This window comes from Candidatus Sodalis sp. SoCistrobi, assembly GCF_900143145.1.
In the GTDB taxonomy this organism is placed as follows: Bacteria; Pseudomonadota; Gammaproteobacteria; order Enterobacterales; family Enterobacteriaceae; genus SoCistrobi.
Genome location: NZ_FRDB01000042.1, coordinates 1 through 16,123, shown reverse-complemented (window position 1 = coordinate 16,123; position 16,123 = coordinate 1). Strand labels below are relative to the sequence as shown.

Sequence of the window (16,123 nt, the reverse complement as noted above, 5' to 3'; positions counted from 1 at the left end):
CGGCGACTCCTACGATAATGCGATGGCAGAGAGTATCAACGGGTTGTACAAAACGGAGGTTATCCACCGCGGGAGCTGGAAAAACCGGACGGAAGTGGAGTTGGCCACGCTGGACTGGGTGGACTGGTACAACAACAGAAGGCTGCTCGGGCGGCTGGGTTACATCCCTCCTACTGAAGCCGAAATGAACTATTACGCTTTGCAATTAGCATCAGAGGAAGCGGCGTAGTATTGCCAAAATTACTCTCTAATAAACTCGGGGTTATTCAGCCAACGCGTCTGGGGCCGCCAACTCAGCGCGGACCGCCGCGCCGACTTGCCGGTCACCGGCGGATATCCCGGCATGGCGGCAAGGGTGTGCGCCGCCTCGCGTTTTATCAAAATGACGTATTTTTAAAATAGAAACGTTATTTCAATTATTCGGCCGATCACTGTTTGCCCCCGCATTTGCGGCTAGCTTAAGCCTACATTTCCCCATCGTCGGGGATCCGGCCAGCGACTGGCCCTAACGCCTGCGGGCGGTCTTTTAACAAGGTGGCAGCAGAATGCAAATAAAACGTGCTATCGATAAAATCCCGGGCGGTATGATGCTCGTTCCACTGTTTCTCGGCGCTCTGTGCCATACCTTTTCTCCGGGCGCCGGCGCCTATTTTGGCTCTTTCACCAATGGCCTGATTACCGGGACTATACCGATTCTGGCGATCTGGTTTTTTTGCATGGGTGCCTCCATCAAGCTGAGCGCGACCGGTACGGTACTGCGTAAGTCCGGCACGCTGGTGGTGACGAAAATTGCGGTGGCCAGGCTGGTGGCGGCGGTTGCGTCGCGGGTGTTGCCGGTCAACGGTGTCGAGGTCGGTTTTTTTGCCGGGCTGTCGACGCTGGCGCTGGTAGCGTCGATGGACATGACCAACTGCGGCTTATATGCCTCCATTATGCAGCAGTACGGCAGCAAGGAAGAAGCCGGGGCCTTTGTCTTGATGTCGCTGGAGTCCGGGCCGTTGATGACCATGGTGATTATCGGTACGGCGGGCATCGCATCCTTTGAGCCGCAGGTGTTCATCGGTGCGGTATTGCCCTTTATTATTGGCTTCGTGCTCGGCAATCTGGACTCGGCGCTGCGTGAATTTTTTACTAACGCGGTACAGACGCTGATCCCGTTCTTCGCCTTCGCGCTGGGCAACACCATTAATTTGGCGGTCATTGCCCAAACCGGGTTGTTGGGGATCCTGCTGGGCCTGATGGTGATTATCATTACCGGTATTCCGTTGATTTTGGCCGACCGCCTTCTCGGCGGCGGTGACGGGACCGCCGGTATTGCCGCCTCCAGTTCCGCCGGCGCGGCGGTAGCCACACCGGCGGTAATTGCCGGCATGGCCCCCCAGTTCGCGCCCATGGCGCCGGCGGCGACGGCGCTGGTGGCGACGTCAGTGATTGTCACCTCAATTCTGGTGCCGGTGTTAACCGCGCTCTATTCTCGCCGCGTTAAGCGGGGTCAGCCGGCCGCGGTGGGTGCTGATAGCGAGATAGGCCGCGGATCAGCGGCCGGTGGACAACGAATCAGCGAGCGCCGATCGGCTGCTTCCGTGAGCAGGCACAGCGGGTGCGCCGGTGGCGATCGGCAGTCCGGCGCAGAGGCGGGACCGGCAAAAAAAAACCGCAGCGCCAAAGGCGATGCGGTGAGGAGGAAAGCCGCGCCGACACCTAAGTGCCGCCGGGGCAGGTTTACACCGGGCGAGCGATGACCGAGCGGTTTTCCATCCGTACTTCGGCGATGGTCACCTCAAGGGTATCCCCCTGACGGTAGCGTTCCTCGCCTTTCACCTGTACGGTACCGGTGTCCTGACTGCACACCAGCTCGTCGCGGACGCTGTGAATGAAGGGGGCGGGGATGAAGGCTACCGCACCGTTATCCAACAAACGCACCCGCATGCCGCCGCGGGAGATGTCGATGATTTCCGCCGCGAAGCGGCGGTTGCTGCCGGCCGTCGGCTGCAGGAAACGGGCATAAAGCCAATCGCCAACGTCCCGTTCCGCCATGCGGTGCTGGCGGCGGCGTTCGGCGAGCCGCAGCGTGACTTCCTCATTCGGCCGTTCGGCCTCGCCAACGCCAATCAGGGCCTTAAGCAGGCGGTGATTGATCATATCGCCGTACTTACGGATTGGTGAGGTCCAGGTGGCATAGGCGTCCAGTCCCAGCCCAAAGTGCGGGCCCGGCACGGTGCTGACTTCGGCAAAAGTCTGGAAACGGCGAATGCGGCTGTCCAGATAAGTGGTGGGCAGGGCGTCCAGCCGCCGGCGCAGTGCGCAAAACCCGTCCAGCGTCAGGAGGTCGGCGGGGTCGACATCGATTTGGTGACTGCGCAAAACGGCGACCGCCTGATCCACCTGCAGCGGATCGAAACCGTGGTGCACGTTATACAGGCCATAACCCAGGCCGTCGCGCAACACGCGGGCGGCGCAGAGATTGGCGGCGATCATCGCCTCCTCGATCATGCGGTTGGCAATGCGACGCGGCTCGACGACGATGTCATCCACATTGCCCTTCTCATCCATCACGAAGCGATAGTCCGGGCGATCCCTGAACACCAGCGCATGATGCTGTCGCCAGGCGCTGCGGGCCTGACAAACGTCGTGCAGCAGGCGAATTTGTACGGCGATCGCCTCGGTTGCCGGCTGCCATGTACCAATGTTTTCCAGCCAATCAGACACAGTGTCGTAGGCCAGTTTGGCCTTGGATTCGACCCAGGCGGTGAAAAAGCGCGCATCGTCGGCCAGGGCTCCGTCTGAAAGCACCGTGACGCGGCACGCCAGCGCCGGGCGCCGCTCGTGGGCGCGCAGTGAACACAGGTCGTCGGACAACGTCCGCGGCAGCATGGGAATATTGAAACCGGGCAGGTAATTGGTGAAGGCGCGCTCGCGGGCGATTTTATCCAGCGGGCTGCCTGCCGCGACCCAGGCGGTCGGATCCGCGATGGCGACGGTCATGACCCAGGCACCGTTCGGCGCCGGGGCCAAATGGATAGCGTCGTCCATATCTTCCGTGCTGGCGCTGTCGATGGTGATGAAATCGAGCGCGGTAAGATCTTCGCGCGCCGGTCCGTCTTCCTGCAGGGTAGCCCCTGCCGACATGGCCGGTGCGGTGCGCTCAAGGTTATGGCGGGCGAGTGTCACCCACCAGGGCGCGAAATGATCGTCGGCGGTAGTGACGAGGGCGGTGATTTCGGCATAAAACTGGCGATCGCCTTTCAGCGGGTGGCGGCGCATTTCCGCGACCGCCCAGTCGCCGGTTTGAAACGCCTGGCTAACGCCGCGCTGTGGCCGTGTGGGGATAACCTCTTTGATGAGCGGATGATCCGGCACAACGCTAAGACGATCGTCTTTGGCCTGTATCCGCCCCACAAAACGCGTCAGAAAGGGCTCAATGAGTTCTTCCGGCTCGGCAATTTCCCGCTCTTTCTCGGTACGCACCACGGCGGAGATTTTATCGCCGTGCATCACTTTCTTCATGAAGGGCGGCGGAATGAAATAGCTTTTCTGAGCATCGACCTCGAGGAAGCCGAACCCTTTCTCAGTGCCTTTTACCACGCCTTCGACACGTGGTGTCTGGGAATTAAGTTGCTGTTTTAGCTGTGCAAGCAGCGGATTATCTTGAAACATAATGTCCGAAAAAGTGGATGGTCGTGTGCTGAGTAGCGGCAGATAGTTTTACGCGATTCGGTCTGCGGCGGCAAGCTTACCGGTCATATGAAGATAAAAAAACCGCCCCGGTTGGCTCGGGGCGATGGTTAGCGGAAGGACGGGACATCTGTTGCGTCCCTGGCGTTTCCAGCCGGCGCGGCCGACAGGTCACAAAATGCGCTGGCTTGGCGGCGTCAGACTTGGCGTCAGTTTGACCGGGACTGATTTTGAGGTCGGGGTAAAGGTGCCGTCACCGAAACTGGACAGGGGGACCAACGGGTTGGTTTCAGGGTAGTAGGCCGCCAGGTTGCCGCGTGGAATGGCATAGCTGACCGCTTTAAACCCCGTCACTTTGCGATGCACGCCGTCATGCCACAGGGTTTCGATATCAACCCGATCTCCCTCCTTAAGACCCAGCTCGGCCAGATCCTGCGGGTGAATAAACACCACCTCCCGCTGGCCGTAAACGCCGCGATAGCGGTCATCCAGACCATAGATGGTGGTGTTGTACTGATCGTGGGAACGCAAGGTTTGCAGGGTGAACGGCGCGTTCTCGCCCTGCAACTGAGGTATAAGGGTTTCAGGCAGTGGGGCGGCGCTAAATTGCGCCTTGCCGCTCGGCGTCGCGAAACGCAGTTCGGCGGCGCTGTTGCCGAGATAAAACCCCCCCGGCGCGTCGCAGCGGCGGTTAAAATCGGTGAAGCCCGGCTGGGTGGCGGCGATGTGATTGCGAATCAAATCGTAGTTGCCCGCGAGCTCGCGCCAATTGAGCTGGTCCTCGCCCAATACCGCGGCGGCGATACCGGCAACAATCGCGGTTTCGGAACGCAACTGGTCGGAAATCGGCGGGTTAACCCCTTGAGAAGCATGCACCATGCTAAAGGAATCTTCGACGGTGATGTATTGATCGCCGCTGGCCTGGGTATCGCGGTCGGTGCGGCCGAGCGTCGGCAGGATCAGCGCGTCATGACCGGGCACCAGATGGCTGCGGTTAAGTTTGGTACTGATATGCACGGTGAGCGCGCAGCGCTGTAGCGCGGCCTCGGTGCGCGGCGTATCCGGCGCCGCCGCCGCCAGATTGCCGCCGAGGGTAATCAGCACTTTTACTTCATCGCGCAGCATCGCTTCAATGGCTTGCACGGTATTGTGACCAGCGTCGCGCGGCGGTGTGAAGTTGAAATGTGCCGCCAGACTGTCCAGCATCGCCGCCGAGGGTTTTTCGTCAATGCCCATGGTACGGTTGCCCTGCACATTGCTGTGGCCGCGTACCGGGCACAGACCGGCCCCCGGTTTACCCAGCTGGCCGAAGAGCAACTGCAAATTGACGATTTCGCGCACCGTAGCGACGGAATGTTTGTGCTGGGTTATCCCCATCGCCCAGGTACAGATAACCCGCTTCGCCGCGCGGTAAATTTCCGCGACCTCGCGCAAATCCTGCTCGCTAAGGCCGGACTGCCGGGTCACCTGCTGCCAGGAGGTGGCGTCGACGGCGGCGAGGTACGCCTCCACGCCTTGGGTATGGGCGCTGATAAAAGCGTCATCGAAAAGGCCGTCTTCTCCGCGTGCCAATTGTTGACGATGAGTTTCCAACAGCGCTTTGACTATCTCTGCTTCAGGCCGCTGCCGCTGGCCTCATGGCACATATTGGAACAATCGGGAAAATTATTGGTGCCGAACATCCGGGCAAACAGCTGATAGAGATAAGACGCCTCATTGCTGGCGCGCCCGGAGGTGTATAGCTCAAGCTCTCCGGGATGCGTCAGATCATGCAGATGACTACGGATAAGGGCAAAGGCCTCTTCCCAGCCAATGGGCAGGTATTTATCGCTTTCGGCGTTATAGCGCAGCGGCTCCGTCAGCCGCCCCTGATACTCAAGGAAATAATCGCTTTGCTGATAAAGCTGGCTAACGGTGTGCCGGGCGAAGAAAGCGGCATCCACCGCCTTGCGGGTGGCTTCCCAACTTACCGCTTTGGCACCGTTTTCACAAAAGCTGAAGGTGCCATTATTATCGCCCCAGGCGCAGCCCGGGCAGTCAAACCCTTTTGCTTTATTGACACGCAGCAAATTGCGGATGTTTTTGAAAGTCTGTTTGCTGTCCAGCACATAGCGGGTAGTGGATTCCAGGGCTCCCCAGCCGCCCGCCGCGCCGTCGTAAGGTTTTATCGCAGGTTTGAATTTCATATTATGGTTTCGCAGATAATAACTTCGATGGGATGTTAAATTTTGTTTAACGGTTTGCTCCAATTGCGTAAAGGTTTAATCGCGCCATCGGCAAGCGTCTAATCGAAACGCTTTATCGCGGTATAGAGCGCGGTTATTGCATGCCAAATGTGATCACGCTCATATTCCTGGCCATCAACCCCGCCCATGCTCCGCGCCGCCGCTGGCGCTGTCGCATACTGACTGAGTCGTCCAATCAGGAGTGGCCCGCGCGATGAAAGAGATAGGCAGCAAAATTCATGGGTTTGGCAAAGCGCTAATGATGCCGATTTCGGTGATCGCCGCCGCCGGGATTTTCCTGGGGCTGGCGGCGGCAATGCAAAACCCCGCGGTGACCGGCGAGGCCTTCGCCCGGCTGCAATACCCGCAAATGATCATCGGCTTCATCCGTCAGGTGGCGAGCGCGCTGTTCGCCAACCTGCCGCCGTTTTTCGCCGTCGCCAGCGCTATCGGCCTGGCGCGGGAGGAGAAACCGACCGCTGCTTTCGCTGCGGTAATCGGCTTCATCAGCCTGCACGTGGGGGTAAGCGCATCGCTGGCGGCGCAGTCTATCACCCCGGCCACCACCACCTTGGCGGCGTTAACCGCGCGCGGCATGTCGCAGACCGAGGCGATGATGTATGCCGCGCAGTTCACCCCGACACTGGGCATTTTTTCTTATAACATGAGCGTGCTCGGCGGGGTCATCGCCGGCCTGGTGACGGTGGCGTTGCACAACCGTTTCTATACCGTGGTGCTGCCTACCGCCATCAGTTTTTTCGGCGGCCGACGCTTCGTGCCGATTGTCACAGTGGTGGTGCTGCCGCTGGTGGGGCTTGGCCTGTCGCTTATTTGGCCCGCCATCGGCCACGGCATCGCCTGGGTGGGGCAGCTCATCGGAAAAAGCGGCGCCCTCGGGATGTGGCTGTACGGTTTTTGCGAGCGGCTGCTGATCCCGACCGGCCTGCACCATATACTGAACGAAACGGTGCGGTTTACCCCTATCGGCGGCATGGTGACGGCGGATAACCAGACGTTGGTCGGGGCGTTAACCATCTTTAACACCTCGCTCACCCATCCCGGTCTGCTAAGCGACGACGTTATTCGCCACGCCACGCGTTTCCTGGCCCAGGGCAAAATTCCCACCATGATGTTCGGCCTGCCGGGCGCGGCGTTGGCGATGTATCATTGCGTGCGGCCCGAACATAAAGAACGCGTCAAGGCGCTGATGCTGGCCGGCGGTCTGGCCTCGTTCACCACCGGCATCACCGAACCGCTGGAGTTCTGCTTTATTTTTGTCTCGCCGGTGCTGTTTATTTTCCACGCGGTGTTGAGCGGCGTTGCATTTATGCTGATGGATTTGCTGCATGTCATGATTGGCAATGTGCAGGGCGGCGCCATTGATCTGGTTATCTTCGGCATGCTGGGCGGCGCCCGGACCCAATGGTGGTATCCGGTGCTGCTGGGGGCGGTGTATTGTCCGCTTTACTATGTGGTGTTCCGCGCGGTCATCCTTCGCAGGCGTGTTGAGACGCCGGGGCGGGAAGCGGACGAGCAGACGCCGCCGGAGCAGGAAAAACAAAGCGCCGATGAGCGCTCCCAGACCATCATCAATGGTCTGGGAGGGCGGCAAAATATCGCCGACGTTGATTGCTGTTTCACCCGGTTGCGCGTGCGAGTGCGCGACATGCGGCAGGTGGTGGATCGCACCTTGATGCTCACCGGGGCCAGCGGCGTTAAACGGGTCAGCGGCAACGATGTGCAGGTTATCTATGGCCCGCAGGTGGAAAAAATCGCTCACGACGTAAAACGGACGCTGGGCGTGAGCAGTTGATTTCGCATGGGGGAAGACAATGACGTTAACCGCCTTTCCGCGCTTGTGCAGATCGGGTGGTTATTATCATTTAAGTACCAAGATAGTGACTAGTGTTGGTGTAGGCCTGACGATAGCCACCTTTCCCGCGCTTGCGCCGGTCTGGTGGTTTTTATCATTTGAGTACCAAGATAGTGACTAGTGTTGGTGTAGGCCTGACGATAGCCACCATTTCCGCGCTTGCGCAGATCGGGTGGTTTTTATCATTTGAGTACCAACGATAGCGTCTGGTGTGTTGGTGTAGCCCAGACGATAGCCGCCATTCAGGCACCAACGCGGCTATCCCGGCTGATTGTTGCCTGTACGGAGATGGTATACTGTTTGCTACCCCCGGCCACCGATCGAACCGATGGATATCAAACAACTAATTTATTTGTGCAACCTGGAGCGGGAGCGCCATTTCGGCCGCGCCGCCGACGCCAGCTTTGTCAGTCAGCCGACCTTGTCAATGCGGCTGAAGAATCTTGAACGCGAGTTGGGGGTGGCGCTTATCCACCGCGGCAATAGCTTTCAGGGTTTTACCGCCGAGGGGGAGCGGGTACTGGCCTGGGCGCGGGAAATTGTCTCGGTCTATCAAGGGCTGAGGCTGGAGGTGGAGTCGCTCAAACAGGGCGTGGGAGGCACCTTACGTATCGGTATCGTGCCCCAGTGCGGTCTATCGCTGCCGCAATTGCTGCAGCAGGCCCAGGCGCGCTAAAGGGCTGAGGCTGGAGGTGGAGTCGCTCAAACAGGGCGTGGGAGGCACCTTACGTATCGGTATCGTGCCCCAGTGCGGTCTATCGCTGCCGCAATTGCTGCAGCAGGCCCAGGCGCGCTATCCAGATGTGCGCTACCAGGTGGCGGTGCTGAGCGCCGATCAACTGCTGGAAGCTCTGACCAATCATAGTGTCGATTTGGGCATTGGCTTTTTTGAACTGGCGCTGCTGGAAGAGCTTAAGTTTCAGACGGCGTCCATAGCGGATCGCGGCGTGGATCTGGTTTTGCACCCGACGTTTTTCGCCATGCCGCCGGCACCATTGAGTCTGGCGCGGGTGGCGGAGTTGCCGCTCTGTCTGGCCGAGCCAAGCCGTTATTTCCGCCGTTATCTGGATGAGCATTTCCGCGCCGCCGGGCTACAGCCGCGGGTTATCCTCGAAAGCGCCTCGATTTTCCAACTGTTGCAGGGGGTGTTTACCGGCCTGGGCTGCGGCATGGTGCCGCGCGGTCATCTGTTGCCGGACATGACGCCGGCGTTAAGGAGCATCCCGATCGCCATGCCGGCGATGAGACGGCAGACGGCGGTAGCGATTGCGCAAACCGGGCGGGCCATTCCGCTGGCGTAAACGCTGTTCGATTTTGCGCGCGCCTGGCTGGCGCGGGAAGGAGGACACGGCAGGGTATGAAAGGGGCCGGTCGTTCGGCCCCGGGGTAATTAATCCAGATCGAGCTCGTTCATGGCGGCGATATTGAAGCCGCCGTCCACATGTACCACCTCACCGGTGATACCGGCCGACAGATCGGAGCACAGGAAAGCGGCGGTGTTGCCGACGTCCTCAATGGTCACCACGCGGCGGATAGGCGTCACCGACTCGCAGTGGGACAACATCTTTTTGAAATTCTTGATGCCGGACGCAGCCAGGGTGCGGATAGGGCCTGCGGAAATGGCATTCACCCGCACGCCCTGCGGGCCCATGGCGTTGGCCATATAACGGGTATTGGCCTCCAGCGACGCTTTGGCCAGGCCCATCACGTTGTAATTGGGGATGGCGCGTTCCGCGCCGAGGTAAGTCAGCGTCACCAGGGCGGCGTTGGGATTAAGCATTGCCCGGCTGGCTTTGGCCATGGCAACGAAGCTGTAGGCGCTGATGTCGTGCGCGATGGCAAAACCTTCCCGGGTCACGGCGTTCACATAGTCGCCGTCCAACTGGTCGCCGGGGGCGTAAGCGATGGCGTGCACAAAGCCGTCGAAGGTCGGCCAGACGTCGGCCAAACGGGCGAACAGTTCGTTGATGCTGTCATCTTCCGCCACGTCGCACGGCAGCACGATGCTGGAATTGAAATCGGCGGCAAACCCTTCCACCCGTGATTTCAATTTGTCATTCTGATAAGTGAAAGCCAGCTCCGCACCTTCACGGTGCATAGCCTGAGCGATACCGTATGCAATTGAACGGTTACTGGCAACGCCAGTCACCAGAATGCGCTTACCGGTAAGAAAACCCATAGCATTAGTCCTTGTGATCATTATTTCATGCGATCGTGTGCCCGCGGTCAATCCGTCCAGCACCGTTCGTCGTTGATAAACCCGGCGAAGTGTAACATGAATCTTTCGCCGGAGTGTAGTCTCGCGCCCCGCGCGACGGGGGGCTTAACGCCGGGCGCGCCATTGCGTGACGGGGCGTGCGCGCTTACGGCGTGGCGCCGTCGCGCCGCCAGGCATCGGCGGTTAGCGCTTCGCCGAAATGGCTGGCGATGAGTCGGCGGGTCAATTCGTGCAGCGGCGCTGCGAGCACATCGGCGGTGCTGCCACGCTCCACGACTTCACCGTTTTGCATCACGATGATTTGATCGCTTACATGTTTCATCATGCCCAAATGTTGCGTCACGTAAATAAACGAAATCCCTTTTTTTGCCTGTAGCTCCAGCATCAGATTGATGATTTGTGAGCGCATCGACATATCCAGCGACGCCAGCGCCTCGTCCGCCACGATAACCTTGGGCTGCAAAATCAGCGCGCGGGCCAGACCGACGCGCTGTTTCTGCCCCGGCGCCAGCATGTGCGGGTAGTAGTAGGCGTGATCGGGCCGCAGGCCGACCTGGCGCAGGGTAGTGTTGATGGCCCGCTCGCGTTCGTCGCCGGTCAATGTCGTGTTCAGCCGCAGCGGCACATCCAGCAACTGACCGACGCGCTGGCGCGGGTTCAGGGCGTTACTGGCATCCTGAAAAATCATGCGGATTCGCTGACTACGATAACGATAATCACCAAATTGCAGCGGATGATCGTCTATCAAGATCTCGCCGGCGCTGGGCTCGACGCTACCGGCCAGCATTTTCGCCAGCGTCGATTTGCCGGAACCGTTTTCACCGATAATGGCCAACGTCTGACCCTCACGCAGGGTGAAGCTGACGTTTTGTACCGCGGCTACCTGATGACGGCGAAACAGGCCCGTGCGGTAGCGAAACGTTTTGCTCAGGTTGCGGGCTTCAAGCAGGGTTTCCATGCTTATTGCTCCTCCAGATTGAGCGGGTAATGGCAGGCGAAAAAGTGGTTTTTCACCGGCAGCAGCGGCGGTGCCTGAATACAGGTTTTTTGCGCATAGGGGCAGCGAGGCCCCAGGCGGCAACCGATGGGCAGATGCTCCAGCGACGGAATACCGCCGGGCAGGGTATTTAGCCGGCTTTTGGGCGGCATGGAACGGCCAAAGTCGGGGATCGCCCGGATTAACGCCTGGGTATAGGGGTGGTGCGGTGTGGCGATCAAATCCTCGCTCTGGGCGCTTTCCACCGTTTGGCCGCAATAGAGCACGTTGATACGGTTACACCATTTGCTCATCATCTGCAGGTCATGGCTTATCAACAAAATAGTGGTGCTGTTATTTTGATTCAGGCGCGCCAGCAGGCGGAAAATCTGCGCCTGCGTGGTGGGCTCCATGGCGTTGGTGGGTTCGTCGGCAATCAGCAGCCGCGGCTGGTTGGCCAGCGCGATGGCAATCATGACCTTTTGACATTCCCCTTCGGTCAGCTCGTAGGGGTAGGCGTGCATAATCGCTTTATGAGCCTTGAAGCCGACGCGGTGCAGCAACTCGATGGCGCGCCGCTTGCGCCAGCCGAATCGCTGCCACCATTGGCCTTTATAGGTCCAGCCGGGGATCGCCTGGATTATCTGCCGGCCGATGCGTTCCGACGGATCCAAACAGGATTGCGGCTCCTGGAAAATCATCGACACGTTGTGACCCACCACCTTGCGCCGCTGGCGCGGGGTTAAGGCCAGCAGGTCGATGTCGTCGAAGCGGAAGCGATCGGCGGTAACCCGCCAGTTATCGCGGGTCACGCCGCAGATCGCTTTGGCAATAAGGCTCTTGCCGGAGCCGGACTCACCGACCAGACCGCGAACTTCCCCTTCGCTAAGGGTAATGCTCACGTGATCCACCGCTTTCACCGGCCCTTCAGGGGTCATAAACTCGATGGTGAGATTGCGAATATCCAATAACGGCATTACTCCACCTCCGCAACCATGGCGCGGCGTACGCCTTCACCAAAGATATTGACTATAAGCACGCTCAGCATCATGGCGCAGCCCGGCAGCATCACCGCCCAGGGCGCGACATACACCAACTCCAGCTGGTCATCCATCATGGCGCCCCATTCTGGCGACGGCATCTGCGCGCCCAGATTAAGGAACCCCAGCGCGGCAATATCCAGTACCGCCATCGACAAGGCGCGGGTGAACTCCGAAACTAACTGACTGGCGATATTGGGCAGCACCGCATAACGCAGAATATGCGGCATTGACGCGCCATCCATCCGCACCGCCAGGATATAGTCTTTTTCCAGCTCGCTATGAACGGAAGTATAGACCGTGCGCACGATACGCGGCAGCAGCGCCAGCCAGACCGCCAGCATGGCATGCTCCAGACGGGGACCGAGAAACGCCACGACGACAATGGCCAGCAGCAGCGAGGGAATGGACAGCACGGTATCCAGCACGTGATTGAGCGCCGCCGAGCGCAAACCCCGGGTGACGCCGGCCAGCACGCCGAGGACCAAACCGACCAGCGCCGCCGCCAGGGTCACTACCAGCGCCGAGCCAAAGGTGGGGGCGGTGCCGGCCAGCAACCGGCTCAGCACATCGCGGCCCAGATCATCGGTGCCGAGAAAAAACGACACGTCGCCGTAGCGCGACCAGGAAGGCGGCAGCAGTTGATAGCCCAGAAATTGCTGGTCCAGAGGATAGGGCGCAAACAGCGTGCCGAACAGGCAAAGCAGGATCAACAGGGCAAAACCGTACAGGCCCAGCATCGACATGGCGTCGTGGTAAAAGCGTCGCCATAACTGCGCCAGCGGCCCGGGCATGCGCTTCTCGCGGTAAACATTATCTGAGGGCATACCACTCCTTATGGCGCAGCGGGTTCGCCAGCGCGCCCACCACGTCCGCCAGAACATTGACGGAAATCACCAGCGCGCCCACCACCATCACCCCGGCGGAAATGGCGGCGTAATCCTGTTGACGAATCGCCATGATAAGCCAGCGGCCCAAACCAGGCCAGCTGAACACCACTTCCGTAATCATCGCCAGGGTCAGCATGGTGGAAAATTGCAGCCCGAGTTTGGGAATAATCGGCGGTAGGGCGTTATGCAACACATGGCGGCGCACAATGGTCCAGCGCGACAGCCCGCGGGTCGCGGCGGCGCGGATATAATTGCGGCCGATCACCTCAACCGTGCTGATGCGCATCAGCCGCACCACTTCGGTGGTCGGCGCCACCGCCAGCGCGGCGATCGGCAACACCATGTGTTTGAGCGCGCTGAGGATCATTTCATTACGGTAGGGGGAGTCCGACAGCCAGGCATCCAGCAAGGCAAAGCCGGTGATGCGCTGCACGGGATACAGCAGGTCGAAACGCCCGGCGACCGGGAACCAGCCCAGATGCAGGGAAAAATAGAGGGTCAGCAGCAGCGCCAGCCAGAACACCGGCATCGACAGACCGAGCAGGGCGAAGATGCTGATGCTGATATCCTGCCATTTGCCGCGCGCCACGCCGGCGATAATACCCAAGGGAATACCGACCAGTAGCGCCAGCAAAAACGCCAACAGGCACAGCTCCATGGTGGCCGGAAACACTTCGCCGAGCTGCACGCCAATAGACAGGCCGTTAATACTGGAGACGCCAAAATTACCGTGGATAAGGCTCCAGAAATAATAGCGATAGGCATCGAGCAGCGCCGCGCCCCCGAGCGGGGCGCCGGGAGTATAATAACTAAGGCAAAAACCGACCAGGGATAAGAGAAACAGCGTCACTAACAGCAATACCAGCCGGCGCAGGGTAAAAATTATCATGGCGTTTGTTCCTGTCGTTCATCGCGGTAAACGCCGGCGAAGGACGCATTGCCGAACGGGCTGAGCACCAAACCGCGGATCCCAAACCGGTAGGCCTGCAGACGCAGCGACTAGGCCAGCGGCAGCACCGGCAGCTGTTGCGCCAGCATTTGCTGCGCGTCATGATAGGCATCGATACGGCTGGCCAGCTGCTGGGAAAACAGCGCTTTATGCAGCAGCGCATCAAACTCAGGATCGCACCAGCGGGCATAATTGGTTTGCGAACCGATGGCGGCGCAGCTCAACAACGGACGGAAAAAACTGTCCGGGTCGTTACTGTCGGTGGACCAGCCCGAGAGGGTCATATCATGATTGACGGCGGTCAGCCGCGCCTCTTGAAAGCCCCCCTCCACGGGAATAATCGTCAAACGGATGCCCACCTGCGCCAGATCGGCCTGAATTAATTCGGCCGTTTTCAACGGGCTGGGATTATAGGATTGCGAGGCGGTCGGCACCAGCAAATTAAGCTGCAACGACGTCTTGCCCAGCTCGCGCAGGATAGCGCGCGCCTGCGCCGGATTATATTCGGTTACCCGCGACTCATTGTCATAAGCCCAGGACGCGCGCGGCAGCAGCGACGCCGCGGTTTAGGCGGTACCGTAATAGATGGATTGCATCAGCCGTGGATTATTAATTGCCAGCGCAATGGCATGCCGGAGCCGGACATCATTGAGCGGCGGCTTACGGGTATTAAACGCCAGATAAGCGATATTCATCCCCGGGCGCAACGTCAGACGCAGGCGGGGGTCGTCGCGCAAGATAGACAACTGGCTGGCGGCGGGATAGGCCAGGACATCGCATTCGCCGGTCAGCAGCCGCGACAGGCGACCGATGCCGCCGCTGCTTAAATCAATAACCACTTGCGCCATGCGCGGCAGACCACGCCAATAGTGTTGATGACGGCTAAGGCGTATGAACTGCCCGGTGTGGTATTCGTTGAGCATAAACGGCCCTGTGCCGACCGGCAAGCGGTCCAATTGCTCCTGATGGCCGCTGGTGGTCAGTTGGTCGGCATATTCCGCCGACAATACCGGCGCATAATGGGTCGCCAAATGCCATAAAAATGAGGCGTCGGGGCTTTCCAAACGGAACTCCACCGTCTCATTGTCGATACGTTTGACGCTCTGCACCGTTTGCGGGAATTGCAAACTGTCAAAATAAGGGTAATTGCCGCCGTTGACGCCTTGCCAGGGGTGGTGGGTATCGAACATGCGCGCGAAGCTGAACACCACATCGTCCGCATTTAACGTGCGGGTTGGCGTAAACCAGGCGGTGTGCTGGAAGGCGATATTCTTGCGCAAATGAAAGCGGTAGGTCGCACCGTTATCCAACACCTCCCAGCGCTGCGCCAGCTCGGGGATAAGGCGGTAAGTATAGGGGTCTACCGCCAGCAGCCGATCGTAAAGCTGCGCGGAAAGGGTATCAACGGTGACGCCGCTGCTGGCCATCTGCGGGTTAAACGTATTGACCACCCCGCTGACGCAATAAACAAAGCCGCTCTGACGGATCCCGGGCAGCGGGGCGGGTCCGGCAACCGGACGGCCGCTCGCCGGCGGCAAATCAGGACCGTTCGCGGGGACAATATCGCCGGCTTCATCCGCCGCGACCGAGCCATTGTGCGCCGCGATGGCATTAAGCGCGGCGGGGACGTCTTTTCCCGTGACAAGGTCACTTTTGTGGGCCGCTTCATCGGCGGCGACCTGTCGGATCGTCCCGGCCGTCAGCAGCACGCTTGCCCACAGCATGCAGGCGACGCGCATCCCACTGTAATCAGATTGTGTCGACATAAACCACTTTATTTCTGCCAGTAATGGATTGAGTTTACCTCACTCTGGCCCACCTCCCAATGCCGGCGCACAGAAAGCCGCGCGTTTCCCGTCTGAACGCGGCTTATTCCCCTGCTAATTGACGGTCTTTCCGCCTCTTTGCCACGCCAAACGCAGCCAATTGCCCCGTGCCGGCGGTCAGTTTTCACGGTACGGGTAATTTTTGCGAAAAGATCTTCCTTACAATAGATAATAATGTGTATCATTCAAGAATAAAAATGATAATAGTTATCATTTAAGTGTGGTTATTATTTTTTCCCCTGCGCAAGTCAATGTGGGCATCCCAATATCGCCAGTGTGAAGAGAGGGAGCCGCAAAACAAGAGAGTGTATTTCATCTGCGTACTGAATAACCCCGAGTTTATTAGAGAGTAATTTTGGCAATACTACGCCGCTTCCTCTGATGCTAATTGCAAAGCGTAATAGTTCATTTCGGCTTCAGTAGGAGGGATGTAACCCAGCCGCCCGAGCAG

The 16,123-nt window shown here is 59.3% G+C and carries 9 protein-coding genes and 4 pseudogenes; 5 read left to right on the top strand and 8 right to left on the bottom strand.

What is annotated here, in order from left to right:
- Positions 1-229 (top strand): integrase core domain-containing protein (locus tag CINSTRO3249_RS04780; RefSeq protein ID WP_143146879.1); only part of this gene is annotated, 229 nt, incomplete at its 5' end.
- 316 nt (positions 230-545) lie between these two features.
- Positions 546-1,487, top strand: a pseudogene (gene kdgT / locus CINSTRO3249_RS04775) (2-keto-3-deoxygluconate transporter); the annotation flags it as partial.
- Between the two features lie 235 nt (positions 1,488-1,722).
- Here kdgT and CINSTRO3249_RS04770 read toward each other — a convergent pair.
- Entirely contained in the window at positions 1,723-3,657 is a 1,935-nt protein-coding gene (locus CINSTRO3249_RS04770; protein WP_074012406.1) for an exoribonuclease II, read from the bottom strand.
- 189 nt (positions 3,658-3,846) lie between these two features.
- Positions 3,847-5,861 (bottom strand): annotated as a pseudogene (locus tag CINSTRO3249_RS04765) (molybdopterin-dependent oxidoreductase).
- 253 nt (positions 5,862-6,114) lie between these two features.
- Here CINSTRO3249_RS04765 and CINSTRO3249_RS04760 point away from each other — a divergent pair.
- The 3 genes and pseudogenes from CINSTRO3249_RS04760 to CINSTRO3249_RS04750 all read left to right on the top strand — a co-directional run bounded on the left by CINSTRO3249_RS04760 (position 6,115) and on the right by CINSTRO3249_RS04750 (position 9,074).
- The gene (locus CINSTRO3249_RS04760; protein ID WP_074012405.1) at positions 6,115-7,713 is read left to right on the top strand and encodes a PTS transporter subunit EIIC; all 1,599 of its coding nucleotides are present in this window, start codon (positions 6,115-6,117) and stop codon (positions 7,711-7,713) included.
- A gap of 388 nt (positions 7,714-8,101) precedes the next feature.
- Positions 8,102-8,420, top strand: a pseudogene (locus CINSTRO3249_RS04755) (LysR family transcriptional regulator); the annotation flags it as partial.
- A gap of 45 nt (positions 8,421-8,465) precedes the next feature.
- Entirely contained in the window at positions 8,466-9,074 is a 609-nt protein-coding gene (locus tag CINSTRO3249_RS04750) for a LysR family transcriptional regulator substrate-binding protein (RefSeq protein ID WP_074012404.1), read from the top strand.
- 89 nt (positions 9,075-9,163) lie between these two features.
- On the opposite strand, the gene fabI is transcribed toward CINSTRO3249_RS04750, so the two are convergent.
- From fabI to sapA, 6 genes and pseudogenes are all read right to left on the bottom strand, one after another.
- A complete protein-coding gene (fabI, locus tag CINSTRO3249_RS04745; RefSeq protein WP_074012403.1) occupies positions 9,164-9,952 on the bottom strand; it encodes an enoyl-ACP reductase FabI in 789 nt (262 codons plus the stop codon).
- Between the two features lie 184 nt (positions 9,953-10,136).
- A complete protein-coding gene (sapF, locus tag CINSTRO3249_RS04740) occupies positions 10,137-10,949 on the bottom strand; it encodes a putrescine export ABC transporter ATP-binding protein SapF (RefSeq protein WP_074012402.1) in 813 nt (270 codons plus the stop codon).
- A gap of 2 nt (positions 10,950-10,951) precedes the next feature.
- On the bottom strand, positions 10,952-11,944 hold the full coding sequence (gene sapD / locus CINSTRO3249_RS04735; RefSeq protein ID WP_074012401.1) for a putrescine export ABC transporter ATP-binding protein SapD: 993 nt from the start codon (positions 11,942-11,944) through the stop codon (positions 10,952-10,954).
- Positions 11,944-12,834, bottom strand: coding sequence for a putrescine export ABC transporter permease SapC (sapC, locus tag CINSTRO3249_RS04730; RefSeq protein ID WP_074012400.1), 891 nt, complete (start codon positions 12,832-12,834; stop codon positions 11,944-11,946). The genes sapD and sapC overlap by 1 nt, the downstream gene beginning before the upstream one ends.
- On the bottom strand, positions 12,821-13,786 hold the full coding sequence (sapB, locus tag CINSTRO3249_RS04725) for a putrescine export ABC transporter permease SapB (RefSeq protein WP_074012399.1): 966 nt from the start codon (positions 13,784-13,786) through the stop codon (positions 12,821-12,823). The genes sapC and sapB overlap by 14 nt, the downstream gene beginning before the upstream one ends.
- Positions 13,783-15,384: pseudogene (gene sapA, locus CINSTRO3249_RS04720) on the bottom strand (ABC transporter substrate-binding protein SapA). Before sapA ends, sapB begins: the two are co-directional and overlap by 4 nt.
- Positions 15,385-16,123 lie beyond the last annotated feature (739 nt).

Excerpts from the sequence above, each read along its gene's own strand:
- fabI (WP_074012403.1), bottom strand. The coding sequence starts at position 9,952 with ATGGGTTTTCTTACCGGTAAGCGCATTCTGGTGACTGGCGTTGCCAGT.
- sapB (WP_074012399.1), bottom strand. The coding sequence starts at position 13,786 with ATGATAATTTTTACCCTGCGCCGGCTGGTATTGCTGTTAGTGACGCTG.
- sapC (WP_074012400.1), bottom strand. The coding sequence starts at position 12,834 with ATGCCCTCAGATAATGTTTACCGCGAGAAGCGCATGCCCGGGCCGCTG.
- CINSTRO3249_RS04770 (WP_074012406.1), bottom strand. The coding sequence starts at position 3,657 with ATGTTTCAAGATAATCCGCTGCTTGCACAGCTAAAACAGCAACTTAAT.
- sapD (WP_074012401.1), bottom strand. The coding sequence starts at position 11,944 with ATGCCGTTATTGGATATTCGCAATCTCACCATCGAGTTTATGACCCCT.
- CINSTRO3249_RS04760 (WP_074012405.1), top strand. The coding sequence starts at position 6,115 with ATGAAAGAGATAGGCAGCAAAATTCATGGGTTTGGCAAAGCGCTAATG.
- sapF (WP_074012402.1), bottom strand. The coding sequence starts at position 10,949 with ATGGAAACCCTGCTTGAAGCCCGCAACCTGAGCAAAACGTTTCGCTAC.